Raw genomic sequence first — 23,378 nt, 5'->3', positions numbered from 1 at the left:
AATTCTAACTCATTGTTCAGAAAATCTTGATTTGACTCAAAGTGCCTCTATTTGATTCACAAAGGCATTCTATGAGCCAATGGCCACTAACTAAGCTGTGGCTCTTTAGGTTATTTGACTTCTCGACCTTGCCGAATCATTCGATTGATATAAACTTGTAAGTCTTGTTTTCCCTTGGTACCAATTTCTGTAAATTGAACCCCGTACACCCCTGATTCCTTCGATTTTTTACCAACCTGTCTGATCACACCGCGAGCTAAAAAATCTTCTAAATCACCAGGTAGGGCCACAAGGATTTCAACGGTTTCATGCATATCCCATTCATCAAAATGGTTAGGAGCAATGATTCCAATACCACCCATACTTATGTCACTCGCAGTTAAAACGTCCAAAAGGGCAGTCCCCATCAAATGGATTGCTACAGGTTCATTTTCAAGTGGTTGTACTCGGACGTATTTCCGTTTTTCTTGGATCGGTGCCATGTTTTCATAATCTATAGAAATTCTAACTTGTAAACTAGGAAATAGATCTACGTTCATTTGTTAAGAAAGCATAGACCAATCTCCGATATTTGGTATATTAGGGGCGACATGAAATTACGCATAGGTATCCTTTCCCTCACATTTAGTTTGGTATTTGTCCCAAATGGACTCGTCCATGCAAAGGTGACCTGTACGGGAGATGCTTGCGGAATACTACCAACAACCATTCAATCTCAGCTGAATAGTGTCGACCAAGCCCTACAATTCCAATACACAGACAAAGTACTCGCTACCATGTCAGAAGCAGCGGTTGTATCCAATATCAACTCATCCCTTATGGGCCCAGGAATTGTGAACCGTTTCCAGGTGGGAGTGGGATTGTCAATTGCAGGTCAAAAAAAAGAAGATATCAACGTAGCCTACCAAAGCCTCAGTTTCCAAAAACTTCCAAATGTGGGAGCAGCACTTGCACCTAACTTTATTGTGGCGATCAATCTCGGTTGGTTAATGGGGGGAGGACCTTCCGATACGGAACCCGAATTAAAAACTTTTTTACATCGTTTCAATTTATATCTGCATGGATTCAAATTTAACTTTGCACAAGGTGATGTACAAAAAGCAATAGAGTCACAAAATAAAAACATAGAACTTGGTGGTGACATTACCTCTGGCGGATTTACATTACGATTTCATATCATTGAAAACTATTCCGATGGAATTGGACTTTTCGAATTCTCTGGAATTTCAATGGGACTTGGACTCCACTACCAAAGACAAGTGATCGACTTAACTTATAACGACAATAAAACACAAACCTTAACCCTTGGTCCTGCAATTGGAACTTGGGGTGGGGCCACAAAATTCAATTATTCGAGTACTGTCACAAGTGTTCCTCTGGATGTTCGCACTGGCTTTCGTATGTTTTATTTCTTCACTCTATTTGCCGGTGCGGGAACTTCCATGAACTTTGGAAGTTCGAATTTAAATTTATCTAGATCAGGCCCAATCAACTTAGCCCTTGATTCCAATGCAGTTTCAGCTTCTCTTTCTCCAGAAATTGCTGCCCAAATTCCCGCTTCTGCTTTAGGCCAAACAAAATCAGGAACACTCACCATGGATTTAAGTGGAAAAGCGCAAGCACCTAACACAACTAACTTTCTCATTGCCGGAATTGAAATTAATGCCCTGATCACCAAACTCACCTTAGAAGCAATCGTAGCACAAAATGTACAATCCGTTATGTTTGGTGCAAAATTTACCTTTTAACTGACACTTGGCACCATTTTTGCAATTTCTTTAGAACACGGCTATTTTAGAAGCAGTGAGGTTTTTTCCAAACACTTACTGTTCATTTTTTAAGCAAAATGCTGAACCAAAGGGAGAATTCTATGGCAACCACTATGCAAGAAATCAAAAAACCCATTCTACATGTTTCTTGTGTCCCAAGAAAAGATACGACCCTGCTGAAAATTTCTCTATCCCAAGATGATTTAGGAATCCTCTACCGAGTTACCTCCGTACTCTACAACCATGGTTGGGATATTTTAGAAGCGGTGGCAGAAACTGCCAGTGACGGGCATGTCCAAGATTTGTTTGTGATTCGGAGTTGGGACGGAGGCGAAATGACAGAAGAACTTTTGTCAAAAATCCGAACGGACCTCTACTCTCTGTTTTACGAAGGAAAAACTGTTGCGATGTATTTACGGGAAAATGCGAAAGAAGAAGTTTTGGTACGTAAAATCGGAGATTCTGAAGCTAGTCTCAAACTTTATAATCCTATTTCCTCCGATTTCACCGTTATGGATTTACGGATGAAAGACATTCCAGGGATTTTATTCCAAATTACGGAGTCTCTTTTTCATTTAGGCATTGATATCATTAGTTTTACAGCCAATAGTTTTGATGGCAAAATCCGAGATAGTTTTCTACTTCGTACTTCTCTCACCGGTGAGAAGTTAGATGAGAAACTAATGTTTCCCATGCTTCGTGCGAAATTAGAATCTTTCCTTTAAGCCGTTTTTTCTTTTTGCGTCCAAAGTAAAAACGCAAATCCAACAAGAAGGACAAAGGATACAAAAAAAGCTAAACTAGGTCCTTTTTGAAAGTATAACAAAGAGAATACGACTGGAGACACGGCTCTTCCGAGGGAACCAAAACTTCGAAAGAGTCCCAGGGATCGTCCTAGATCCCCTTTTCCACTCTCAAGTGAGGCAAAAGAAGACAAACCTGGATTGACCAGTGCACTTCCAAAAGCCAAGAAGAATAAGGAAATAAATAATCCCGTAAAATTGGTTCCAAAGGAAACAAGTAACCCCATCCCAATCACAACAAGGACTGCCCCATAAAGAGAAATTCTTTTTTCCGAAATTTTTCCAGAAAGTCTCCGCACCACACCACCTTGCACGAGTATGATGATGATTCCGATATATAAAAAAGTGAAACCTATTTCTTTGGGAGAAAACTGGAAGGTATCAGAAAGAAAAAAATTCACAACAAATTCAAAGCCAGAAAAACTAAGTACAAAAAGTAAATTTAATAAGGAAATTCGAACCAAATTCCGGGATTCGATTTTTCTTAAAGATAAAAATGGATGGATCTCTTTTTCTGGTATCACTTCCGGTTTGTTATGTGGTAAAAACACAAAAACTAAAATAACCGTAAGAAGTGAGACAAGAATCGCAAATAAAGCAGAAGCAGGAAAAACTACCATCGATCCTTCCTTATAAAAGGAATCCAAAAAGTTCCACTGGGAACTGATTCCCCCAAGGAGCGGGCCCATTACAAATCCAAGACCAATTCCGGCTCCCAAAAATCCCATTCCTGCAGCCCTTGATTTTTCATCGGTTTGGTCTGCCATAGCAGCCGATGCTACAGACAAGTTTCCCCCCATCATTCCTGTAATGACCCGGCTAAGAACAAACATCCAAAACTGCGAAGAAAACAACCATAGTAAATATCCAATGGTATTCCCAAGAGTCGTAAAAAGTAAAATGGCCCTCCTCCCTGAGTGGTCAGAAAACCTTCCCCAAACCGGTGCTGCAATGAACTGTAAAAAACTATAAATACTGCCCAATATTCCACCAAACAATACGAAGGTGTATTTTGTATCTCCACCAAAAGACAAAAGATTTGCGGCAGAATAGAACATTCTGAACAAAGTATCATCACCTTTGGATAAGAAAAATTCTAAGGTTTTGGGAAATAATGGAAACAGAAGGGAAAAACCCATCATGTCTGTAAAAACAATCAGGAAAAGAATGAATTTGATTCGTTTTGGGGACGTACTCATCTAGACTAATCTCCAAGCACAAATAAAAAAAGCCACAGAAAACTCTGTGGCCATTTCTTAAATTTTAAAAACTAAAATCAAAAAAACTATTTTGATTTTGCTTTTTCAATCAGGACTTTTAATTCATCTAACGTTTGTTTCAATTTTTCTTTCACTTGAGGAGGAATTGCCGTATCAATTTGTTGGTAAATGGATTGGTAATTGGCCTGAAGTTTAGCTAGAACTTCATCGTAACTTGCATTGGTTTTCCCGATGGCACCTTGCGCATCAGCAATTGTTTTGCTTAAGAGATCACGAATTTTTTGGGACTCAGCGGATTTGTCCAATTCCCCTTTTGACTTTAGATCATTGTAAACTTTCTCTAAATCAACCACTGCAGTTTTTAACTTTTCTTCGCCGGAACGAAAGAGAGCAATTCCAGCATTCACAACATCCATAACTAATTTTTCCATACAACTTCCCTATGATGGGGTAAGACCCCTATTTTTGGATTCTAAGTTTAGGAAATTTGATATGGGATTACAATTAAAAAATTCGAATGTACGGATTTTCTATGTGACATAGTTAAGAAAAGAACTTCTCTTAACTATTTTCGATGAGTTTCTTGATTTGGTCCCGGATTTTTGCAGCGGTTTCGTAATCTTCTGTTTTTAATGCGTTTTCCAAAGTTTCTTCTAAAATTTGAAGATTTGATTTTGGTAGGGCTTGGATTTTTTTCTCAGAAGAAATACTCTCCCCTTGGATTTCATCTTCCTTCATAATAATCCCAGTTTCATCTAATACGGATTTGGCGATAAAAATAGGAGCATTAGCCCTTAAGGCAAGGGCAATGGAATCAGAAGGCCTTGCATCCAAAGTGATGATCTCTTCATCTTTTCGAAGTTGGATTTTGGCATAAAACGTACTATCGATGATTTCTTCGATGGTGATTTTGAGAACTGTGGCTCCAAGAGAAGTCAACATATACAACATAAGGTCATGTGTCATTGGTCTTGGGGGTTTGGTTCCATCAATCACAGTGGTGATGGAATGAGTTTCCAGTGGCCCGATGAAGATGGGAACCACACGTTTGTCTTCCGAATCTTTCGGACGCAGGAATACAGCAAAACCCACATTGGTCAGGCTGATATCAGAGATTTTTACTTCATAAAACTCCATAGAATATCGTTACCTTTCCTATTTTGTGGGCCCAGAAGGGCTCGAACCTTCGACCCGCAGATTATGAGTCTGCTGCTCTAACCAACTGAGCTATAGGCCCCACTGACTTCCAATCTTTCGGGGAAATAAGTAGAGACAAGCATAAAACAAAAGATTGGTAGTTAAAGCGGAAGAAACAGGTTGGATTCAAAGAATTCTGTGAGGTCTTTGCGATCTGTTTTCCATTGGACCCAGATCCACAATCCTGGTTTTGTATCTAGGCCAATCCAAACTTGGTTACGAAGGGCATTTTGGTTTCGAATTTGGTCTGCCTGGAAAATTTGAAAGTTGAATTTTCCGACAGTCTTTTGGATTTCTTTGGGTTCGATTCCCCGAGTAAAAACGGATTCTTTCCAAAGAAATTTGTCCATCAATGGCTCGTTCCAAGGAAGAGTTCGCACCACCATAAAAAATCCATCTCGTTTGGCAGGATAGATGGTGAGTTTTTTGTTTGTGGTAGATTCTAATTTTACCACCACAGGTTCGGGAAAAACAAAAGAAAAAGTCTCCCAAACAAACTTTTGATTTGGTTCTACAACCGTCTGTGAAAGGATCGAAAAGGTAGGGATTCCCAAAAATAGAATAACCATCCAAAACCCTTTCATATTCATGGAAATATTAGACAAACAATCTATCTGGCAAGTCCGAAATTCCTATTTAGGAGTCTATGTCCACTTCCCCTATTGTTTTAAAAAATGCGATTATTGTGATTTTTATTCGGAAGGGATTGGAGCTGCACCAGCTAACGATGAACAGTCGCTTTTTAAGTCTTACCAAAAAGAAATTTTAGATAGGATTTCTCATTTTCCTGAAATCAAAAAACGCACTATCGATACCGTATTTTTTGGTGGAGGAACTCCCTCCAAAGCATCACCTGAACATTGGAAAAACCTTTTAGATTTTTTACGTTCCGAGTTTTCTTTTTCGGAAAACCCAGAGATATCGATCGAAGTAAACCCGGAAGATTTAAGTTCGGAACTCCTTGAGAAATACCATTCCATCGGGATCAACCGCGTGAATGTCGGGGTTCAAACTCTAGAAAAAAAGGGACTCGAATTCCTCGGTCGTCATTATGACGAAGATCGTTACCATTCTCTTGTGGAAATTCTCACCAAATCTCCTATCAAACGAGTGGGAATTGATTTGATGTATGGAATTCCCGGTGTATCGAAAGAATCGTTTTTATCAGATTTAGATCTATTTTTAAAGGCGGGCCTTCCCCATTTGAGTTTGTATTCTTTAACGTTAGAAAAAGGAACCCAGTATTCTCGTGATGTAACAGACCATAAAAAGTTGGAACCTGAAGAGAACCTCCAATCTGAAATCCTCACCCAATTACCCAGCATTTTAAAAGAACAGGGATACCTTTGGTACGAAGTTTCCAATTATGCCAAACCAGGGTTTGAATCCTTACACAATTTGAAGTATTGGACCTATGAACCCTATTTGGGCCTTGGTCCAGGAGCGCATGGGATGATTGCAGGGCATAGGTATGGCAATCCAAGAAATGCAGCACTCTACCAAAAAAAAGAAACATCCACTAAGTATGAAAAAATCGATCCTTCTACTGAACTGAGTTTTACCTTATTTCGGCTCTTTTCTCCTTTTCGGTATTTGGATTTTATTGAAACGTATTTGGATACAAAGACCAAATCCAAATACATAAAAACCATTGAAGCTTGGGAAAAAAAAGGTTTATGTTCGATCGAAAATGAAATCTTTCAATGGAAACCAGAGGCATTACTCTTGTTAGATGATCTTATTTTAGAAATTACACTCTAAATTTTTCAGATTTCTTTCTTAAAATTATCTTAAAAAAAGATTGCCCATAGACCCCTCTCGAAAAATACTGTTCGTATCCCGGGCCTGTAGCTCAGTTGGTTAGAGCACTCGCTTGATAAGCGAGGGGTCACAAGTTCAAGTCTTGTCAGGCCCATAAAGAAACGGGGCGTTAGCTCAGCTGGGAGAGCATCTGATTTGCATTCAGAAGGTCATCGGTTCGATCCCGATACGCTCCAAAAACCCGTTTCCCTTTCCTTACCATTTCAAAAATTTCTTGCTATCTAGTTAGAATTCCTATAAACCTTGAGACATGTCCGTAAAAGATATTCTAAAAGACAAAGCGTCCTCTGTTCTTTCCATCGAAGAAGATAGAAATGTATTGGAAGCCACTCAGATGATGGTGGGTGCGAAAGTAGGATCACTCATTGTTACCTTCCAAGGAAAACTGGTAGGAATCTTTACGGAACGAGATTTGATGCGAGTGGTAGCCAAAGACCATGCCAACCTAGACAAAATCAAATTAAAAGATGTAATGACAACACAACTCACCGTGGCTGGACCCGATGAAGACGTGGATGATATCTTAAATAATATGATCACAAAACGTTTCCGCCATATGCCTGTGCTTGACGGTGATAAAATCATTGGTCTTATCTCTATTGGAGATGCAGTCAAAACAAAACTGACTAGAACACAGGCAGAGATGAGTATACTCAGAGAGTATATGTACGGGCCGCACTAAAACAATCGATTTTCTGTTAGGCGATCAATTGTTTTTTCTAAGACAATTTCCAAGTTCTTAGTATCTTCCCTGTTATAAGCAATTAGTTTTTCCAGAGCTTCTTTATTATTGGTTCTTTGGTATTCAAACCATAACAAAGGGGCCTGCCTTCCATCCATCCCTGCAATCTCTTCTGGACGAACAAGACCCAGTAACACTTCGGATTTTTTTAATCCCCCCTTGATTCCAATAGAATGCAAAAGATTCATCAAATCAAGTTGGGGATTGGTGACGCGATAACGAAATTCCCTTTCTAAAAAGGGTACATCAAATCTTTTCCCATTGTATGTCACAAGGATATCTTCGGGAGAAATGGAATCAAAAAGAAATTCTAAGTCCTTTCCTCTTTCAAACGTTAACATCCGTTTGTCTTGGTAAAGACTCACAACCGTGGTGACCGATGATTCCGAAATTCCAGTTGTTTCAATGTCTAAAAAACAAAATCGTTCGGGGAAGTTTTGCCAAAGCCTCCAGTATTCAAGGCTCGGAAGTTCATTGGTAAAAAAAGAAAAATTGGCTTCGGATAGTTCGTGTTCTAATTCTTCTCTTCGTTCCTCTAAAATGGAAACAGAAGGAAGCAGAGGATCGTTTTTTTGTTTTTGGTATTGGAGGAGAGATTCCCAATCATATACACCTACACCAAACAGTTGTTTCTCTTTTTTTTCACCAATTCCTGGAAACAACTGCAAACTAGACTTTAAATGAGATCCGTACATTCACTCCATCGCTTTAGGCCTTCTGCCATTCGCTCTTCCGTTTCCCCAAATCCAATCCGAAGGAAACCTTCTTCTTCAAAATTAGATCCAGGCAAAACAAACACACCTGTTTTTTCAAAAAGCCTATCGGCATATGCTTCAGAAGATATACCCGGCTCTAACATAAGCCAACCCACAAGCCCCCCTTGTGGTACAGTAAAGTCTTTGGTATGGGGGAGTTTCCTCCAAAGTGAAGTAAACTTTGCGATATTGTTTCTCACCCGTGTTTGGATCCCAGGTAAAAATGATTCTTTGTTTTCCAGAAGTCCAAGGGCAATTTTTTCGGATATGGGAGAAACAGTATGAGTTAAGTAGTCTTTAAAAGAACGTGCCCTTTGTACAAACGATTCTTCTGCGACAAGCCATCCAACCCTTAGCCCTGTGACTCCAAAACATTTGGTAAAGGAACCTGTTCCAAAAAAAGAATGATTGGGATCCACTCCCGTTTTTCCAAGAGAACCCTCTCCCGGTAAAAACCGGTAGTGTTCATCAAAAAGGACCAGTTTCTTTTTTTCCCGAAACCAACTGAGGAGGTTTTCCCATTCGGCATCTGGAAAAGTTTTTCCTGTAGGATTGTGAGGATGGTTTAGGATATAAAGATTAGCATCAATTTCTTTCCAAGTAGAGGCAAGGAATGCTTTTTCCTGTGGGACTGGAATGATTTCGGCGCCGAGCATTTTAGGAATTTCATAGAGAGCTTGGAAGGCGGGCCAAATGAGTGCCACCTTGGTTTTGGGTTTTACCATCATATGAAATGCTAAGTACAAGGCCTCACCAGTTCCTGTGGTGACAAGAACCTGTTCGGGCGAAACTCCGGGATAAAGCTTGGCAATGGCAGAGCGCAGTTCCAGGGAACCTTGGTTCGGTGCATCGTTCATGGGTAGGTCGAGAAGGTCAGAAACAGAAATACCTGCCATCCCTAGCACTTCTTCTAAACGAAAAAACCCAAGCCCACTCTCTCCTAAATTACAAAATGCCTTTAAGCGAAATCGTTCCAATCGATCTTCAATGAAAAATTCTCTAGGTTCCAAAATTGATTTCCAGACTACTTAGCTTCAAAAGACTAGTATGTAAGCTATGTTGAAACCAGAAGACAATATCCTATCTTGGACGAAATCACCTTTTTCATCGGAAATCCAGAATGAAGCCAAAAAGGCTTACGAAGATTGGAAGGAAGGAAAGAGCTCCGAACTCGTAGATTCCTATGCTGTCCCCCTTACATTTGGAACGGGAGGAATTCGTGGGAAAATTGGAAATGGAATCGGCAAGATGAACCTCTATACAGTGGGTCGTGCTGCCCTTGGTTTTCTCAGTTACTTACGAGATACACAAAAAAATCCATCGATTGTCATTGCTTACGACTCAAGAAGACTCTCTAAAGAATTTGCAGAACTCTCTGCAGGCATTGGTGCCAGACTGGGAGTGAAAGTTTTTATTTTTCCAAAAGTGACACCGACCCCACTTCTCTCTTATGCCATCCGTTATTACAAAGCCAGTGGTGGGATTGTCATCACAGCTTCGCATAACCCACCTGAATACAATGGATTCAAAGCCTATCTTGCCGATGGAGGTCAACTGGTGCCCCCGGATGATTCTCTCATCATAGGAAGGATTAGTGGGATAAACGATTGGTCGACCATTCCCCTTGTTAAAAAAACAGATAAAGATTATAAAAAATTTGTAAAACCGGTAGGACCAGTTGTTTTCAAAACCTACTTAAAGGATTTAAAACAAGCAGGAATTCTATCTTCGGTAAAACCCAAAACAAGAAATGATCTGGGGATCGTATATTCACCGTTACATGGAACTGGCGGAGATTATATGAAAGAAATGTTAAATTTCTTTGGATACAAATCTGTATTTTTAGTTCCTGAACAAAAAAAACCGGATGGGGAATTTCCAACGGTAAAATATCCTAATCCAGAAGAAAAAGAAGCTCTCGCCTTATGTGAGTTTCACGCCAAAAAGAAAAAGGCTGCCACTTTCATTGCCACAGACCCCGATGCGGATAGACTGGGTGTGGGAGTTCGCCGCTTGGACGGAGAATATGAATACCTAAATGGAAACCAAATTGGTTCCATTATGGCAGCTTACCTTTCGGAACGAAAAAAATCGAAAACCAAAACCTATCATTTGGTAAAAACCATTGTGACTACGGACTTACAAGAAGCGATTGCCAAAAAAAACGGAATCAAAATTAAAAACGTACTCACTGGATTTAAATACATTGCAGAAGAGATGAAACAAATTGAGAAAAAGAAGAACAATATCTTCTTGTTTGGTGGTGAAGAGTCTTATGGATATTTGCCAGTTCCCTTTGTTCGGGACAAAGATTCTCTCTCGAGTGCTTTACTTTTTGTAGAAATCCTTGCAGAAAAAGGTGACCTCCTTTCTTACTTGGATGCCATCTATTTAAAATACGGATTGTATCGTGAAAGTCTGTATTCACTTACGTTAGAAGGAAGTTCTGGCCAAGACCAAATTAAAAAATCCATCGAGACACTTCGGTCGGAAAACTTAATTGGGAAAATCATTGGAGGAAGAAAGGTTGTGGGAGTCCTTGATTACGAAACACAAAAAGCGGATGGGAAAGCCAAGGCTTCTGTGTTCAAAGGAATGCCAAAATCGAATGTCATCCAAGTGGAACTGGAAGGAAATGCCAAACTCACCATTCGTCCCTCCGGAACCGAACCAAAGGTAAAAGTATACTCTTCCTTTGCTTCTCTAAAAAAACCGAAAAAACAATCAGAAATCTCAGGACTTTGGGATTCTCTCGGACAAGAAATCTCTAGGGCAGAAACAGAGTTTTTACAATTAGCAGGTCTAAAATGAGTAATAATACCAAAACCAAATTTGAAGAAATCAAAAAACTTTCCGACAAGTATCTCCTAAACACATACAACCGTTATCCGGTTGCTTTTGAATATGGTGTAGGAGAGATGATCTTCGATCAGGATAACAAAGGTTATATTGACTTTTTAGCAGGAATTGCCGTTTCCAATTTAGGACATGGAGAAGCGGATTTAATTGAAGCCATGCGAAACCAAATGGACAAAATCCTTCATTCATCTAACCTCTATTATTCGGAAGAACAGGCAAAACTAGCCGAGGTCATTATCGAAAATAGTATTCCTGGAAAAGTATTTTTATGTAACTCAGGAACTGAGGCAAATGAAGCTGCTTTTAAACTCATGCGTAGGCATGGAGTGAAAAAAAACATTGATAAACCAGTGATCCTTGCCCTCCATTCCAGCTTTCATGGAAGAACTCTTTCTGCGATGACTATGACAGGAAACGAAGCCGTTCGTTCTGGATTTGGAGAATTGGCTTCGGATGTTTATTTTGTGGAAGCCAATAACGAAGATTCTCTCATCCAAGCCTTCGAACAGTATGGAGACTCTGTTGCCGGAATCATTATGGAACTTATCATTGGGGAAGGTGGAGTCATTCCGCTTAGCCAATCGTTTGTCAACTTAGCTCGCAAACTCACAGAAGAAACGGGTTCCCTTCTTGTTTTTGATGAAATCCAAACAGGAATGGGTAGAACCGGAAAGATGTTTTGTTTTGAACATTACGGAATGTATCCTGATGCTTTTACTCTCGCAAAAGCACTTGGTTCTGGTTTTCCGATTGGTGCCCTCGTAGTTGCCAAAGAATACGAAGGCATTTTAGAACGAGGGATGCATGGTTCTACATTTGGCGGAAACCATTTGGCCTGCGTTTCCGCCTACGAAACATTCAAAATCATATTATCACGTAACTTACTCGACCATGTGTCGACCATCTCAGAACAAATGTTTGCCCGTTTGAAAACCATGATGGAATCAACAGGAAAAATCAAACAAGTCAGAGGACGAGGGTTACATATCGGTGTGGAATTGTATTCCGAATCAAGACCCGTTGTGGAAGAATGTTTGAAACGTGGGCTTGTTGTGAATAGCACAGCAGGGAATGTCATTCGTATTATACCTCCTCTCATCTTAAGCATCGAAAAAGCGACAGAAGGATTGGATATTTTAGAATCAGTATTAAAGGATATGAAATGAAAAAAGTAGCAGTACTTGCCGGTGACGGAATTGGACCAGAAGTAATGGATGTGGCCCTATCAGTGGTCAAAAAAGCATTAGGAAACAAATCTTCTGAATTTACCTTTGAACACGCATTAGTTGGCGGAGCGGCCATCGATGCCACAGGATTTCCTCTTCCTGAGGAAACCCTTAAACTTTGTGAATCATCCAGTGCTATCTTTTTTGGATCTGTGGGTGGACCCAAATGGGAAACCCTTCCGCCCGATAGACAACCAGAACGTGGGGCCCTCCTCCCACTTCGAAAACATTTTGATTTGTTTGCCAACCTCAGGCCTGCGATCATCTATCCAGAATTAAAAAAAGCAAGCCCCATTAGAGGAGATATCATCGGGGATGGACTCGATATTTTAATCCTTAGGGAATTAACATCGGGAATTTATTTTGGAAAACCAAAAGGGAGAGAAGGAAGTGGACCTGAAGAATTTGCATTCGACACAATGAGATATTCTCGTCGTGAAATCGAACGAATTGCACGCACAGCCTTTGATGCCGCAAGAAAACGAAATAAAAAAGTAACAAGCATCGATAAAGCAAATGTATTAACAACTTCGGTATTGTGGAGAGAAGTGGTAGTCGCACTTCATAAAGCAGAATACTCGGATTGTGTTTTGGAACATCTTTATGTGGATAATGCAGCGATGCAGCTCATCGTGAAACCAAAACAATTTGATGTCATGCTCTGTGAAAATATGTTCGGAGATATCCTTTCAGATGAAGCCTCCATCATCACTGGTTCCATTGGAATGTTACCTTCGGCTTCTCTTTCTGAATCAGGGTTTGGGCTCTATGAACCATCAGGTGGCTCGGCTCCAGACATTGCAGGAAAAGGAATCGCAAACCCCATCGCACAAATTCTATCGGGGGCTCTCATGTTACGATACTCCTTCGGATTGGAAACGGAAGCTGTGGCGATAGAAAATGCCATTCGAACAGTTCTAAAGAAGGGATTTCGCACAAGAGATATCGCCGAAGAAGGCACATCCGTCCTCGGTACGAAAGAAATTGGTGTTGAAATCGAAAAGGCACTTGGATAAACTACGGAAGAACTATTATGCAAACAGGCATCGGACCGACAGGCAGACCTTACCAAATTCTCATTGCTGAGAATTCCAAATTTCAATCCAAACAACTCCAACAAATTTTGGAATCGGAAGGTTTCAAAATCATTGGAGTTGCCGAAACGGGAAAAGAACTTTTGCAAATGTACAAAGACAATCGCCAACAGATTGACCTTGTCACCATTGAGATTTTTCTTCCTGAGGTCGACGGTTATGCCGCTTTCTGGGACATGAAAGAAATGGGTGTTCTTCCAAGGATTCTTTTTATCTCTGAAGAGAACACACCTTCTGTGATCAAAGCGCTTTTGGAAAATGGGGCGATGGATTATATTGTCAAACCAATCAAACGAGAAAAAATTCTAGAAAAAATCAAAGAAACCTTACTTAAGATTCCCAAAGTATAAAATTTAAATTCCTGCCTTCTTCTTTGGCTCTGTGGCTAAAGTAAAGAGGGCTTTTGTATACATTCGTATGGGAATTTTGGATTCCACCTAAACGAGGAAACCTCTCTTTCACCCGCTTTTCAATCGCAAGTCCCACATCTAATAAAAACTTCTCGTTTCCCTTGGAACAACATACCTCTTCCCCGAATCCAGAGAAAAATTTTGCCACATCGATTCCGACTTCATAATCAGATCCTTGGATATAAGGACCAATTTCCATATAAAGCTCATCTTGCGCGTAACCAATTTCTATGGCTCTTTCCATCATTCGTTCTGTAATGCCAAGGTTTGTGCCCTTCCATCCAGAATGGATGATGGCAACAAACGGTCGTTTTGTGGAAAATAAATATACAGGAACACAATCTGCCGTGCGAACCACAAGCAGTTGATTTGGTAAATCTGTATATAACCCATCCCCTTCCCAAATGAAGTTCGATTTTGCCTCTTCTCTAAGTGAATCTGTACTGACTTGATGGATAGAATCACCATGCACTTGGTTTAGGACTACCAAATCTTTTGAATTACCAATCCACTCTTTACTCAGCCATTTTTCTATATAAAGCTTCCAAACTTCCGGTGTTTTGGGATAAGAGGGAAAATCATTTTCTAAACCACTCACGGATGGTTTGCCAGCAGTTCCATACTGAATGTTTCCATAATCTGTCGAGATTTCTTTAAAAAATTCCATTTTCGATTTCTAAAACACTCTCACTTTGTTTGTATCCCAATGATTCAACTTGAATTGCAAAAAGAGGTCATCGCAATTCCAATCACTACGAACACAGAGTGATTTAAATTTATTTGGATCATAAACCCTGACATAAAAACGAATCGGAATATTTCTCCAAGTATACTGGATATTGGGTAAGGACATACTAGGAAGACGATTATCTAGTAAGATTTCTATATTACGAGTCACTAAATCATTTGGGTCCAATTCACCTTCATGACCAATCCTTCCCCGAGTTCCAACTTTCTTCTTTGCAAATTCGCGATCTGTTAAACCTGATTCCGCTTCAAACGCAAAAGAAGGTCTTAAGTAATATATAAAATGTGCCTGTGCACCAAAAAAGGCTACACGGAACTCAGAAAGTGCATCTGTATCATAACCAGAAGTCCGAATCAAATGGTCCTCATAAAACATTCGTTCTTCGACGATTCCATGCCAATCAGGAATTCTAGTTTCTTTAACTTTTAAAGGATCTATATACACTGCCGTAGATAAAATAAATAAAAAAGCCACAAGAACTTGGTTTTTAGAATAGAATCTAAAAAATAAATTTTTTTTTTGAGATTCTATTTGAGAATCCATATCCCATTCATGGATCTGCCGAAACGCCAAATAAGAGAGATATGGCAATATGGGAATCCAAAATCGAATCCCCATAAAATCCCCACCCACATACAAAACATAAAGGATGTATAAAACAACTGAGGAAAAAAGGAATCTGTATTCTTTTCGATCCAGGAAGGTCTTATATATTTGAATTCCAGAAAGGATCAAAACGAAAAGATAAAGTGGATAGGACTTTAAGAAATAAAGAAGATAATAAATCCCTTGGGAAAAATAGGCTCCCTTATTTCCTTTTGCATAAAAAGTATTCGGGAAGATATCATCATAATAAAAAAAACGAAAACATAAAAATCCCAAAAACAAAAAGCCAAATAAAACTGGTTTCCATCTTCTCTTTCGAATTATCCAATCCAGAGAAGCCGAAGATAAAAAAAGTGCCCCTTCGGGACGAACCAGTGCAGAAAGGAAAAAAACTAAAAAAAGAAAATCATTTTCTTTTTCCCATAAAAGAAAACCAAAACAGACTAAAAATGTAAAAAGGGAAGTTTCTAATCCCGAAGTGGCAAAGATATGAAGGTGAAAAAATAATGCCAAATGCACCAAAAGGAGGGGATATATTTTACCAAAGGAGATACGATTCTCTTCATAAAAGAAAACCAAAAGAGTCATCAAATAAAAGAAAATCCCAAGGAATAGAGAAAGAAATTGTGGTTCCAGTTTTAGAAAATAACCAAAGGAAAGAATAAGAGTCCAAAGAAAATTTGTATAACCCTCTACCCTTTCCCCTAAATTAAAAACAAGTCCAGAGCCCTCATACAAATTTCTTGCATAAACAAAACTGATATAAGCGTCATCGCAGATCCATTTCCACTTGTAACTTTGGTACAATGCAAAAACAAAAAAAACTAGAGAAAGTATATAAAAAGAAATCAAATTCCGTTTAAACATTAACATGAATTAATCTAACTCAAAAGATTTAATAAACTCTTCAATGATTTGAATGTGATCCATCTCTGGAGTAGGATTTTCTTCCGAAGGTTCATACAAATAATCATCAAAAACGTGAAAATCAAAAATTTTTAACTCAAAGTCTGGTAATGTGATGATGATATTTTCTGCATGAATATCAAAGATCAACTTCTCTTCTTCGGCTAAATACTTTGTCACTTCGATCACACGATTAAAATCTACTGCAATTTTTTTTAGTTTGGATTTGGAAATCACACCAAATCTATGTGAATCAAAATTCAATTTCCATTTAGGAAAAAGTTTCTCCATAATTGGATTTTGGTCTAACTTTTCATTGCGAATGGTAAATTCCTTTAAATGTTTACCGGCAAGTAACGGTTGTTGGTCGCAAGGTGTTAAAGTGACATTGGGAATTCCAAATGGGTTATTTCTAACTCGCATTCCCATAAAAAAACGAGTGGGTACCACTAAATCGGGGATGAGGGACTTTAGTTTCCAATAATGTAATCTTTCTAAACCCAAACGTTTGAATTTAAAATCGATTTCATCTTTTTTGGAATCACGAGAGGTTTGGTTTTTTAAATAATTTCGTAACTCCATCTCTTCCGGTTTTAAAAACCGAGAAAGGTCTTTGCCAACTTCTTTGAACAAAGATCCAAAAATTGCATCAGAAGGTAACTTGGACTTTCCAATTTTGACCACTTGGTTCCAAGGAAGTTGATAAACAAATTTATAAGATCCGCGGCCAATGTATCCCCCTTGAGACAAAGGCATAAAGTTATCTAAAAATTCACGATCATAACGGTAGGTGATTCGGAAAACATGAGAAACAGGAAAAAGTTTTTCATAAAGATTACGAAAGAAACCTGACTTTCGTAATACTTCATCAACGGGAAGGTCCTCAATGGGAATGGGGATTTCTTTTTTATCTGGATCGACAAACAACTCTTTGTCGAGACCTTTCTCCAAAAGCTCCAAAAACTGGGGGATTTTTCCCCAGTTTGGATATTGGTTCCAGAGTTGGGAAATCCGATCACGAATCCCCTTGATCGGGCCCTTTTTTTCAGACATACTTAATTTCTACTTCCAACGAACAACCGCTTCGTAATCTGAAAATTTTTCCTTACTCGAAACTGCATTTGATAAACTTTTATCTTTTTCTTCATCATACCACCAGTAGTCGGAAGAAAAACTTTCATCTCCATATTTACCCAAAGGCAAATTCGGAACTCCATATTTTTGCCAATAGAGTAATCTTGTACTTGGTAAATGCCATAACAAAACATAAGGATATTCTTTATAAACAATTCGATCGATTTGTTTCAAAATTTCATTTCGTTTGGAAACAGAAAATTCTGTTTTTTGTTTTTCGATGAGTTTATCCACTTCCGAAATTTTTAATCCAGGTAAGTTGGGTTGTCCCTCTTCATCAGCGTATTTAGAAAGCCATTGTGTTTCAGGATCTTTAAATATACCGGATCCCCATGCAGCCCAGGTCATATCAAAATCGTATTTATCAACTCGTTCACTCCATGCCGCCAAATCTAAAGTATCAATGGATGCACGAATTCCGACTTCTTTTGCTTTTTCTAAAAATACTGTGAAATACTTTTCAGTTTTTTTATCTCTATCTAAAATTGAAAATTGGAATGGTTTGCCATCTTTTTCCAATATCCCTTCTGCATTGGGTTTCCAACCAGCCTCTGCCAAAAGTTTCCTTGCTTTTTCAATATTGAATTCTGTAGGTTGGTTTGGATTTTTTTCGCCACCTAAGTAAAAATCAGGATAATAACTATTCGTTGGATCATATTCACCATACGCAAGTTTATCGATCATGAGTTTACGATCGACAAGTAGATTCATTGCTTCTCTCACTCGTTTATCAGAGAAGATGGATCGTCTAGAGTTCATTGCCCAACCCTGAAATCCGATGGGTTTTAAATTGAAAATCCTTTGTTTTGCGATCCAATTTTTATCAAATGGTTCCCCTTTTGCTTCTTCCACCCAAACATAAGCCGAATAAACTGGATAAATATCGATATCTCCCTTTTTGAATGCTTGGAGCGCCACTGCCTCTTCGTTATAAACCTTATAAACAATCTGATCAAAGTTATTTCGTCCTGTATTGAAAGGATAAGCTCTTTGCCACCAGTCCCCTCTTCTTTCTAATTTAATATAACGATTCTTTTTAACTTCAGTGATTTTATATGGACCAGAAACAACAGGAAACTCCATATTCTCCTTATTAAAATCTTTTCCCTCAAAATGATGTTTCGGTAAAATAAAAATAGAAGATGCAACGTCATTAAAATTATTCCAATGAACTTCCTTTGCTTCAAAAACAACTGTTAGGTCATCTAATTTAACAGGTTTTAAAAATCTTGATAGGGAAACACGGAACACTGCAGTTCCATTTTTTGGATTCATAATTGTATCATAAGTAAAAATCACATCATCTGCAGTTACTGGTTTACCATCCGACCAACGTGCGTTTGGATCCAAATAGAATGTAAATTTCTTTTTGTCAGGAGAGATTTTCCAATCCCGTGCTAAATGAGGAATGGTTTCTAAAGTCAGCGGATGGTAGCCAGTCAGCGGTTCATACAAACTAGTAAAAATCCTTGCTGTAGTTGTAAACTGGTCCAGATAATAATTTAAAGATTTTGGGAACTGGTGGGAATAAATGCGAATCCTTCCCCCTTTTTTGGCTTTGGGATCAGCCACAGGATTTTTCATACGAAGGGCAGTGGGGATAGAAGCCATATCCCCTTCCCAAGGAAGGTCATTCACCTTGGACATAGACTCTTTTGTCTCTTCTTCCGAACAATGGAGGAAGAAAGCCATTGATAAAAGTCCTGTCAAACTAAACAAAACTATCTTGCGTAAGGAGGAACTGTACTTGAATATTTGAACTTTGTTATGAAACATCCCTTCCATCAAATCCGTTTGTACGAGATTGGCTCAAGGCTTTTTTGTTCAAAAATGAAAGAACCTCTCGAATTCGCCCTTTCTTCTCTGAAAGATTCTCTTCCTTTTGTATGGGCTGAGGAAATTTGGCTGATGGGAGTCTGGAAAAATAGCCCTAAGTCTCAATCCATTGCCCGTTCAATGCCGGAGCTGCAACCAGGATTCCTAGCGGTCAAACATCCTCTTTTTGCGGAAGATGTCTACGGTTCACCATATTCGATTTATTCTTACACACCAGACCCATTAGTTTCCGCCAATGACAACCTAACAAACGTATACAAACAGATCCATGAATGGAATAAAAAATTAATCTTAGACTTTGTTCCAAACCATATGGCAATTGACTCCCCACTCATCGAATCGGATCCCCATTTATTTCTCATCGCCACTGATTCGGTCTCTGCAAAAAATTCATTTTTGCATGCAAATGGGAATCGTTATGTTCATGGCCGCGATCCTTATTTTGACGGATGGACCGATACCATTCAATGGGATTTTTCCAACCCAGATGTCGAAAAAAAACACATTCAAATTTTAAAAGAAATCGCAAAAGTCTGCGATGGTGTTCGTTGTGATATGGCAATGTTACTCCTTCCCGATGTATTTGAAAAAACTCATGAAAAAAAATCGGTATATGACTGGAAACGAGTGATTGATACAGTAAGGCAAAACTATCCAAATTTTAAGTTTTATGCAGAAGCCTATTGGGGAATGGAAAATCGGTTACTCGACTTAGGGTTCGATGCCACTTATGATAAATCTTTTTACGATACTCTCAAAGAAAACCAGTTTCACTTTATCTCTCAAAGTTTAAATGAAAATACAAAATTATCCAAAATACGTTTTTTAGAAAATCATGACGAAGAAAGAGCCAAACACCAATTTGGTGAAAATTCCCATACTTACTTTAGTTTACTTTCTTTCTCTGAATGTATTTTATTATTCCACGAAGGGCAAAATCTAGGTTTGACCAAAAAAATTCCCGTTCAAATGATTCAAACAGATCCCGAAAACTCGAATCAGGTCACAGAAATGTATTACAAACGCGCAATGAAAACCATTACCAAAAGAAATTCGAGTAGCATGTTTTACCAACCAAATTACATAGAATTCAATGGCTCTGCGGTTTTTACCAGAGCCATTCAGACCGGAGATGAGACGGAACTAATCTTATGGAATGAAACCAATAAAAAAGTTTCTGGTTGGATTCCCTTCCAAGAAGGAATCCAATTTCAATCTATCCTAACCGACCTGGTGTCAGGTGTCGAATTCCCACAGACAAAATCAGAAGAAGGAATTTATTTTAAATTAAATCCAAACCAAGCACAGTGGTTTATTTTTTAACTCTTTCCGCAAAAACTACACCTTGGATCATTCGTAAGTTTTCCAAAATTTCTTTTAGTTGGTCCAAATGATCCACTTCTAACATAAATTTGGCGGTGAGTGTTCCATTGGGATGGGATGATGCCCCTGCTTCCAAAATATTTGTTTCTGTGCTAGAGATGGATTCCACCATTGATAAGTAAATTCCTTGTACATCTTTGGCACGCACTTCGATTTGAATCGGAATGGGTTCTCCTGGGCCTTCCCAACGAACTGGAATGGTTTTCATCCACTCGAGTTGTTTACTTGCCGTCGTACAATCTTTTTTATGAACACTCACGCCCCGTCCCCTTGTGATGAATCCAATGATTTCATCTCCTGGGATGGGCGTACAACAAGAGGCCACTCTTACTGGCACATCGTTCCAACCCGCAACAGAAATTCCAAATTCTTTGGATTCTTCTTGGTGCGGATTTGTTTTATGAGTTTTTTTGATTTTTACTTTTTTGATTTCTTTGATTGTGTTTTCATCAATCGCAGATGATTGTGTTTCTAAAACAGAACCAATGGTTTCTCTTTGTGAATCTTCCTGTAGTTTTCTAAAATAAGCACGTAACTTCTGTCTGGCGCCAGATGTTTTAACAATCCTTAACCAAATAGGAGATGGTTTGGAACTTTTTTCAGTGATGATTTCAACCTGATCCCCAGACTTTAATTCCGTACGAAGTGTAACCATCCTTCCATTGACCTTACCACCGCGAGCATGTAATCCCACATCGGTATGAATTCGGAATGCATAATCGAGAACTGTTGCGCCCTTAGGCATCTCGATGATTTCGCCCTTAGGAGTAAAAACAAAAACCTCATCTTCATGCAGGTCATATTGTAATTCCTCCATAAATTCTTTGGAATCAAGGCTTGGATCCTGCCATGATTTCAAAATTTCCAACCACTTCATACGGAAGGCATTTTCCACACCATTCTGTAAAATGACGGAGGTTTTGGAAAGGTTCGTTGACTCTTTATAAGCCCAGTGGGCTGCCACCCCGTTTTCTGCAATGGCATTCATATCCTTGGTTCGGATTTGTACTTCCATAGGTCGACCATCAGGTCCAAATACAGTTGTGTGTAAGGATTGGTAAAGATTGGTTTTCGGAGTGGCAATATAATCTTTGAACCTACCGGGAATGGGTGTCCATAAAGTATGCACGATTCCAAGAACCCCGTAACAATCTTTAATTTCATTAGTGATGATTCGAACCGCACGAAGGTCAAAAATTTCAGAAAATGATTTTTCTTTAGTAACCATCTTTCGGTAAATCGAATAAAAATGTTTCGCACGACCTTCAATTCGCGCATCAATACTAATCTCAGCTAACCTTTGTTTGAGGATAATTTTTATTTTTTCAATGTATTCATCACGTTCTGACTTTTTGGCTGAGACACGTTTTTTGATTTCTTGGTATTCTTCTGGATGTAAAGACTGGAAGGCTAAATCTTCTAATTCAAATTTAACTTTATAAACACCTAGACGGCCGGCAATGGGTGCATAGAGAGACAAAACTTCTTTTGCGATTCTTTTTTGTTTTTCTTCGGGTTGGAATTTTAAAGTACGAACATTATGAGTTTTATCAGCAAGTTTGATGAGCATCACTCGCACATCTTTGATGGTTGCAAGTAACATCTTGCGGATATTTTCAGCAGCTTCCGTTTCTTTCGATTGAGATTTTATCTCTGAAATTTTGGTCACACCTTCCACAAGGGCAGCAATGTCTTCCCCAAATTCACGGGCCATATCCTCTTTAGTGTAACTTGTATCTTCTACAACATCATGCAAAAGTCCTGCGGCAATTGCACGTTCATCCAAACCAAGTTCGTCTAAAACGGAAGCCACATTCATGGGATGAATGATATAAGGTTCTCCCGAAAGACGTTTTTGTCCTTCGTGCATTTTATCGGCAATATGGTATGCTTTTTCGATTAATGTGGCTTTTTCTGGCCCAAGTCGTTTTTGGACCGCTTCAAATAACTCCTGTTTATCTTTGATGTCTTGGTATAATCCCATTATTTAATGTCCAAACTTATATCTAAAAATTTTACCGTATGAGTTAAATAACCCATACTCACACCTATATCTTGAAATTTAGATAGAAATTTTAATTTATCAGGAGTGATCCCACCAGAACATTCAATACGAATTTTTGATGATTTCTCTTTGATGAGTTCAATTGCTTTTTCTGTATCTGAATCGGAAAAATTATCTAACAAAATAATATCAGGATTTGAGGCGATAGCTTCACTAACCTGCGATAGGCCATCTATTTCTAGTTCTATTTTTTTGCCTGGATTAGCATTTCGAACAATTTGTACAGCAGATTGGATGGATCCTGCTTTTGCGACATGATTGTCCTTTAACATGGCCATCTCAGACAAATTTAAGCGGTGATTGGCTCCTCCTCCCATATACACTGCATACTTAGCCAGTTTTCTATAACCAGGAAGAGTTTTTCTTGTATCTAAAATCAGGAGATTGGGAAATTCTTTTGTCACCTTACTTGCATTTGTCGCAATTCCAGAGAGGTATTGTATAAAATTCAATAGGATTCTTTCCATCTTAAGAACGTCTACAAGGGATCCTTCCAAAGTTCCAATGACGGCTCCCTTGGTAAGGGCTGTTCCATCGGAAAGAGTTGGTTTCCATTTTACATTCGCTTTGGTTTTTCCAATGAGACAATGTATTACGGCAAGTCCGCACAAAACCCCTTCTTCTTTGGCAAGTAACTCAGCTTTACAACTTTCATTCGAGTTGAATAGAGAATCTGTAGTGATATCTCCTGCAGGCAAATCTTCTTCTAAGGCAAGGGTAACCAGAGCCTCAAAGTCTTTTTCTGAAATTTCTGTGACAGGTGTTGTATATCCTCTGATCATATTTTCCTATTTTTTAGACAAA

Annotated in this window: 22 protein-coding genes and 3 tRNA genes; 11 read left to right on the top strand and 14 right to left on the bottom strand. The window is 38.8% G+C overall.

Annotated features, from left to right (window positions below; all coding sequences use genetic code 11):
- Window positions 1-110: 110 nt before the first annotated feature.
- The gene (locus EHR07_RS17070) at window positions 111-482 is read right to left on the bottom strand and encodes a PilZ domain-containing protein (protein WP_135746342.1); all 372 of its coding nucleotides are present in this window, start codon (window positions 480-482) and stop codon (window positions 111-113) included.
- Between the two features lie 108 nt (window positions 483-590).
- Here EHR07_RS17070 and EHR07_RS17065 point away from each other — a divergent pair, with 108 nt between their 5' ends.
- Window positions 591-1,748, top strand: a complete 1,158-nt coding sequence (locus EHR07_RS17065; RefSeq protein ID WP_135746155.1) for an Lsa36 family surface (lipo)protein — start codon at window positions 591-593, stop codon at window positions 1,746-1,748.
- Between the two features lie 122 nt (window positions 1,749-1,870).
- Complete coding sequence (locus EHR07_RS17060; protein ID WP_135746154.1) at window positions 1,871-2,494, top strand: ACT domain-containing protein; 624 nt, start codon at window positions 1,871-1,873, stop codon at window positions 2,492-2,494.
- Here EHR07_RS17060 and EHR07_RS17055 read toward each other — a convergent pair.
- The 5 genes from EHR07_RS17055 to EHR07_RS17035 form a co-directional block, all read right to left on the bottom strand.
- Window positions 2,491-3,771 carry an MFS transporter gene (locus EHR07_RS17055; protein ID WP_135746153.1) on the bottom strand — a complete coding sequence of 427 codons (1,281 nt, stop codon included), beginning with the start codon at window positions 3,769-3,771 and terminating at the stop codon, window positions 2,491-2,493. The two genes, EHR07_RS17060 and EHR07_RS17055, sit on opposite strands and share 4 nt — an antisense overlap.
- 86 nt (window positions 3,772-3,857) lie before the next feature.
- A complete protein-coding gene (locus EHR07_RS17050; protein WP_004785784.1) occupies window positions 3,858-4,223 on the bottom strand; it encodes a phasin-related domain-containing protein in 366 nt (121 codons plus the stop codon).
- A gap of 130 nt (window positions 4,224-4,353) precedes the next feature.
- Window positions 4,354-4,929 carry a bifunctional nuclease family protein gene (locus EHR07_RS17045; protein ID WP_135746152.1) on the bottom strand — a complete coding sequence of 192 codons (576 nt, stop codon included), beginning with the start codon at window positions 4,927-4,929 and terminating at the stop codon, window positions 4,354-4,356.
- A gap of 26 nt (window positions 4,930-4,955) precedes the next feature.
- Window positions 4,956-5,029: transfer RNA gene (locus EHR07_RS17040), tRNA-Ile, on the bottom strand.
- A 61-nt stretch (window positions 5,030-5,090) separates the two neighbouring features.
- Window positions 5,091-5,573 (bottom strand): hypothetical protein, encoded by a 483-nt coding sequence (locus EHR07_RS17035; RefSeq protein ID WP_135746341.1) that lies wholly within the window; start codon window positions 5,571-5,573, stop codon window positions 5,091-5,093.
- Window positions 5,574-5,577: 4 nt separating this feature from the next.
- On the opposite strand from EHR07_RS17035, the gene hemW reads away from it, so the two are divergent.
- The 4 genes from hemW (at window position 5,578) to EHR07_RS17015 (ending at window position 7,492) form a co-directional block, all read left to right on the top strand.
- Window positions 5,578-6,750 carry a radical SAM family heme chaperone HemW gene (gene hemW, locus EHR07_RS17030; RefSeq protein WP_135746151.1) on the top strand — a complete coding sequence of 391 codons (1,173 nt, stop codon included), beginning with the start codon at window positions 5,578-5,580 and terminating at the stop codon, window positions 6,748-6,750.
- Between the two features lie 80 nt (window positions 6,751-6,830).
- Window positions 6,831-6,904, top strand: a tRNA-Ile gene (locus tag EHR07_RS17025).
- Window positions 6,905-6,913: 9 nt separating this feature from the next.
- Window positions 6,914-6,986: transfer RNA gene (locus EHR07_RS17020), tRNA-Ala, on the top strand.
- Between the two features lie 74 nt (window positions 6,987-7,060).
- Window positions 7,061-7,492, top strand: a complete 432-nt coding sequence (locus tag EHR07_RS17015) for a CBS domain-containing protein (RefSeq protein ID WP_004786810.1) — start codon at window positions 7,061-7,063, stop codon at window positions 7,490-7,492.
- Here EHR07_RS17015 and EHR07_RS17010 read toward each other — a convergent pair.
- Both EHR07_RS17010 and EHR07_RS17005 read right to left on the bottom strand, forming a co-directional pair.
- Window positions 7,489-8,247: a ribonuclease H-like domain-containing protein gene (locus EHR07_RS17010; protein WP_135746150.1), complete on the bottom strand. Its 759-nt coding sequence runs from the start codon at window positions 8,245-8,247 to the stop codon at window positions 7,489-7,491. The two genes, EHR07_RS17015 and EHR07_RS17010, sit on opposite strands and share 4 nt — an antisense overlap.
- A complete protein-coding gene (locus tag EHR07_RS17005; protein ID WP_135746149.1) occupies window positions 8,229-9,317 on the bottom strand; it encodes a pyridoxal phosphate-dependent aminotransferase in 1,089 nt (362 codons plus the stop codon). The genes EHR07_RS17010 and EHR07_RS17005 overlap by 19 nt, the downstream gene beginning before the upstream one ends.
- A gap of 46 nt (window positions 9,318-9,363) precedes the next feature.
- On the opposite strand from EHR07_RS17005, the gene EHR07_RS17000 reads away from it, so the two are divergent.
- The 4 genes from EHR07_RS17000 to EHR07_RS16985 are packed head-to-tail and all read left to right on the top strand — an operon-like array spanning window position 9,364 to window position 13,836.
- Window positions 9,364-11,118, top strand: coding sequence for a phospho-sugar mutase (locus tag EHR07_RS17000; protein ID WP_135746148.1), 1,755 nt, complete (start codon window positions 9,364-9,366; stop codon window positions 11,116-11,118).
- Window positions 11,115-12,332 carry an aspartate aminotransferase family protein gene (locus tag EHR07_RS16995; RefSeq protein WP_135746147.1) on the top strand — a complete coding sequence of 406 codons (1,218 nt, stop codon included), beginning with the start codon at window positions 11,115-11,117 and terminating at the stop codon, window positions 12,330-12,332. Before EHR07_RS17000 ends, EHR07_RS16995 begins: the two co-directional genes overlap by 4 nt.
- A complete protein-coding gene (leuB, locus tag EHR07_RS16990) occupies window positions 12,329-13,408 on the top strand; it encodes a 3-isopropylmalate dehydrogenase (RefSeq protein WP_135746146.1) in 1,080 nt (359 codons plus the stop codon). The genes EHR07_RS16995 and leuB overlap by 4 nt, the downstream gene beginning before the upstream one ends.
- A gap of 17 nt (window positions 13,409-13,425) precedes the next feature.
- Complete coding sequence (locus tag EHR07_RS16985) at window positions 13,426-13,836, top strand: response regulator (protein ID WP_004785265.1); 411 nt, start codon at window positions 13,426-13,428, stop codon at window positions 13,834-13,836.
- Here the strand turns inward: EHR07_RS16985 and EHR07_RS16980 are convergent.
- The 4 genes from EHR07_RS16980 to EHR07_RS16965 are packed head-to-tail and all read right to left on the bottom strand — an operon-like array spanning window position 13,817 to window position 19,066.
- Window positions 13,817-14,563, bottom strand: coding sequence for a purine nucleoside phosphorylase YfiH/LACC1 family protein (locus EHR07_RS16980; RefSeq protein WP_135746145.1), 747 nt, complete (start codon window positions 14,561-14,563; stop codon window positions 13,817-13,819). The two genes, EHR07_RS16985 and EHR07_RS16980, sit on opposite strands and share 20 nt — an antisense overlap.
- 9 nt (window positions 14,564-14,572) lie before the next feature.
- Window positions 14,573-16,123 carry a hypothetical protein gene (locus EHR07_RS16975; RefSeq protein ID WP_135746144.1) on the bottom strand — a complete coding sequence of 517 codons (1,551 nt, stop codon included), beginning with the start codon at window positions 16,121-16,123 and terminating at the stop codon, window positions 14,573-14,575.
- Window positions 16,124-16,126: 3 nt separating this feature from the next.
- Entirely contained in the window at window positions 16,127-17,209 is a 1,083-nt protein-coding gene (locus EHR07_RS16970; RefSeq protein ID WP_135746143.1) for a hypothetical protein, read from the bottom strand.
- Between the two features lie 9 nt (window positions 17,210-17,218).
- Window positions 17,219-19,066 carry an extracellular solute-binding protein gene (locus EHR07_RS16965; RefSeq protein ID WP_208739821.1) on the bottom strand — a complete coding sequence of 616 codons (1,848 nt, stop codon included), beginning with the start codon at window positions 19,064-19,066 and terminating at the stop codon, window positions 17,219-17,221.
- A 54-nt stretch (window positions 19,067-19,120) separates the two neighbouring features.
- Between EHR07_RS16965 and EHR07_RS16960 the strand changes: the two genes are divergently transcribed.
- Entirely contained in the window at window positions 19,121-20,449 is a 1,329-nt protein-coding gene (locus tag EHR07_RS16960; RefSeq protein WP_135746141.1) for an alpha-amylase family protein, read from the top strand.
- Here EHR07_RS16960 and EHR07_RS16955 read toward each other — a convergent pair.
- The gene (locus EHR07_RS16955; RefSeq protein WP_135746140.1) at window positions 20,439-22,493 is read right to left on the bottom strand and encodes a RelA/SpoT family protein; all 2,055 of its coding nucleotides are present in this window, start codon (window positions 22,491-22,493) and stop codon (window positions 20,439-20,441) included. The two genes, EHR07_RS16960 and EHR07_RS16955, sit on opposite strands and share 11 nt — an antisense overlap.
- Complete coding sequence (gene nadC, locus EHR07_RS16950; RefSeq protein ID WP_135746139.1) at window positions 22,493-23,356, bottom strand: carboxylating nicotinate-nucleotide diphosphorylase; 864 nt, start codon at window positions 23,354-23,356, stop codon at window positions 22,493-22,495. Before nadC ends, EHR07_RS16955 begins: the two co-directional genes overlap by 1 nt.
- Window positions 23,357-23,378: the final 22 nt, after the last annotated feature.

It is taken from the genome of Leptospira bandrabouensis (assembly GCF_004770905.1).
In the GTDB taxonomy this organism is placed as follows: Bacteria; Spirochaetota; Leptospiria; order Leptospirales; family Leptospiraceae; genus Leptospira_A; species Leptospira_A bandrabouensis.
The sequence above is the reverse complement of the archived record's forward strand: the minus strand, read 5'-3'. Positions and strand labels throughout refer to the sequence as shown.

Coding starts and splice junctions, on each gene's coding strand:
- EHR07_RS17070 (WP_135746342.1), bottom strand. CDS start 482: ATGGCACCGATCCAAGAAAAACGGAAATACGTCCGAGTACAACCACTT.
- EHR07_RS17065 (WP_135746155.1), top strand. CDS start 591: ATGAAATTACGCATAGGTATCCTTTCCCTCACATTTAGTTTGGTATTT.
- EHR07_RS17060 (WP_135746154.1), top strand. CDS start 1,871: ATGGCAACCACTATGCAAGAAATCAAAAAACCCATTCTACATGTTTCT.
- EHR07_RS17055 (WP_135746153.1), bottom strand. CDS start 3,771: ATGAGTACGTCCCCAAAACGAATCAAATTCATTCTTTTCCTGATTGTT.
- EHR07_RS17050 (WP_004785784.1), bottom strand. CDS start 4,223: ATGGAAAAATTAGTTATGGATGTTGTGAATGCTGGAATTGCTCTCTTT.
- EHR07_RS17045 (WP_135746152.1), bottom strand. CDS start 4,929: ATGGAGTTTTATGAAGTAAAAATCTCTGATATCAGCCTGACCAATGTG.
- EHR07_RS17035 (WP_135746341.1), bottom strand. CDS start 5,573: ATGAAAGGGTTTTGGATGGTTATTCTATTTTTGGGAATCCCTACCTTT.
- hemW (WP_135746151.1), top strand. CDS start 5,578: ATGGAAATATTAGACAAACAATCTATCTGGCAAGTCCGAAATTCCTAT.
- EHR07_RS17015 (WP_004786810.1), top strand. CDS start 7,061: ATGTCCGTAAAAGATATTCTAAAAGACAAAGCGTCCTCTGTTCTTTCC.
- EHR07_RS17010 (WP_135746150.1), bottom strand. CDS start 8,247: ATGTACGGATCTCATTTAAAGTCTAGTTTGCAGTTGTTTCCAGGAATT.
- EHR07_RS17000 (WP_135746148.1), top strand. CDS start 9,364: ATGTTGAAACCAGAAGACAATATCCTATCTTGGACGAAATCACCTTTT.
- EHR07_RS16995 (WP_135746147.1), top strand. CDS start 11,115: ATGAGTAATAATACCAAAACCAAATTTGAAGAAATCAAAAAACTTTCC.
- leuB (WP_135746146.1), top strand. CDS start 12,329: ATGAAAAAAGTAGCAGTACTTGCCGGTGACGGAATTGGACCAGAAGTA.
- EHR07_RS16985 (WP_004785265.1), top strand. CDS start 13,426: ATGCAAACAGGCATCGGACCGACAGGCAGACCTTACCAAATTCTCATT.
- EHR07_RS16980 (WP_135746145.1), bottom strand. CDS start 14,563: ATGGAATTTTTTAAAGAAATCTCGACAGATTATGGAAACATTCAGTAT.
- EHR07_RS16975 (WP_135746144.1), bottom strand. CDS start 16,123: ATGTTAATGTTTAAACGGAATTTGATTTCTTTTTATATACTTTCTCTA.
- EHR07_RS16970 (WP_135746143.1), bottom strand. CDS start 17,209: ATGTCTGAAAAAAAGGGCCCGATCAAGGGGATTCGTGATCGGATTTCC.
- EHR07_RS16965 (WP_208739821.1), bottom strand. CDS start 19,066: ATGTTTCATAACAAAGTTCAAATATTCAAGTACAGTTCCTCCTTACGC.
- EHR07_RS16960 (WP_135746141.1), top strand. CDS start 19,121: ATGAAAGAACCTCTCGAATTCGCCCTTTCTTCTCTGAAAGATTCTCTT.
- EHR07_RS16955 (WP_135746140.1), bottom strand. CDS start 22,493: ATGGGATTATACCAAGACATCAAAGATAAACAGGAGTTATTTGAAGCG.
- nadC (WP_135746139.1), bottom strand. CDS start 23,356: ATGATCAGAGGATATACAACACCTGTCACAGAAATTTCAGAAAAAGAC.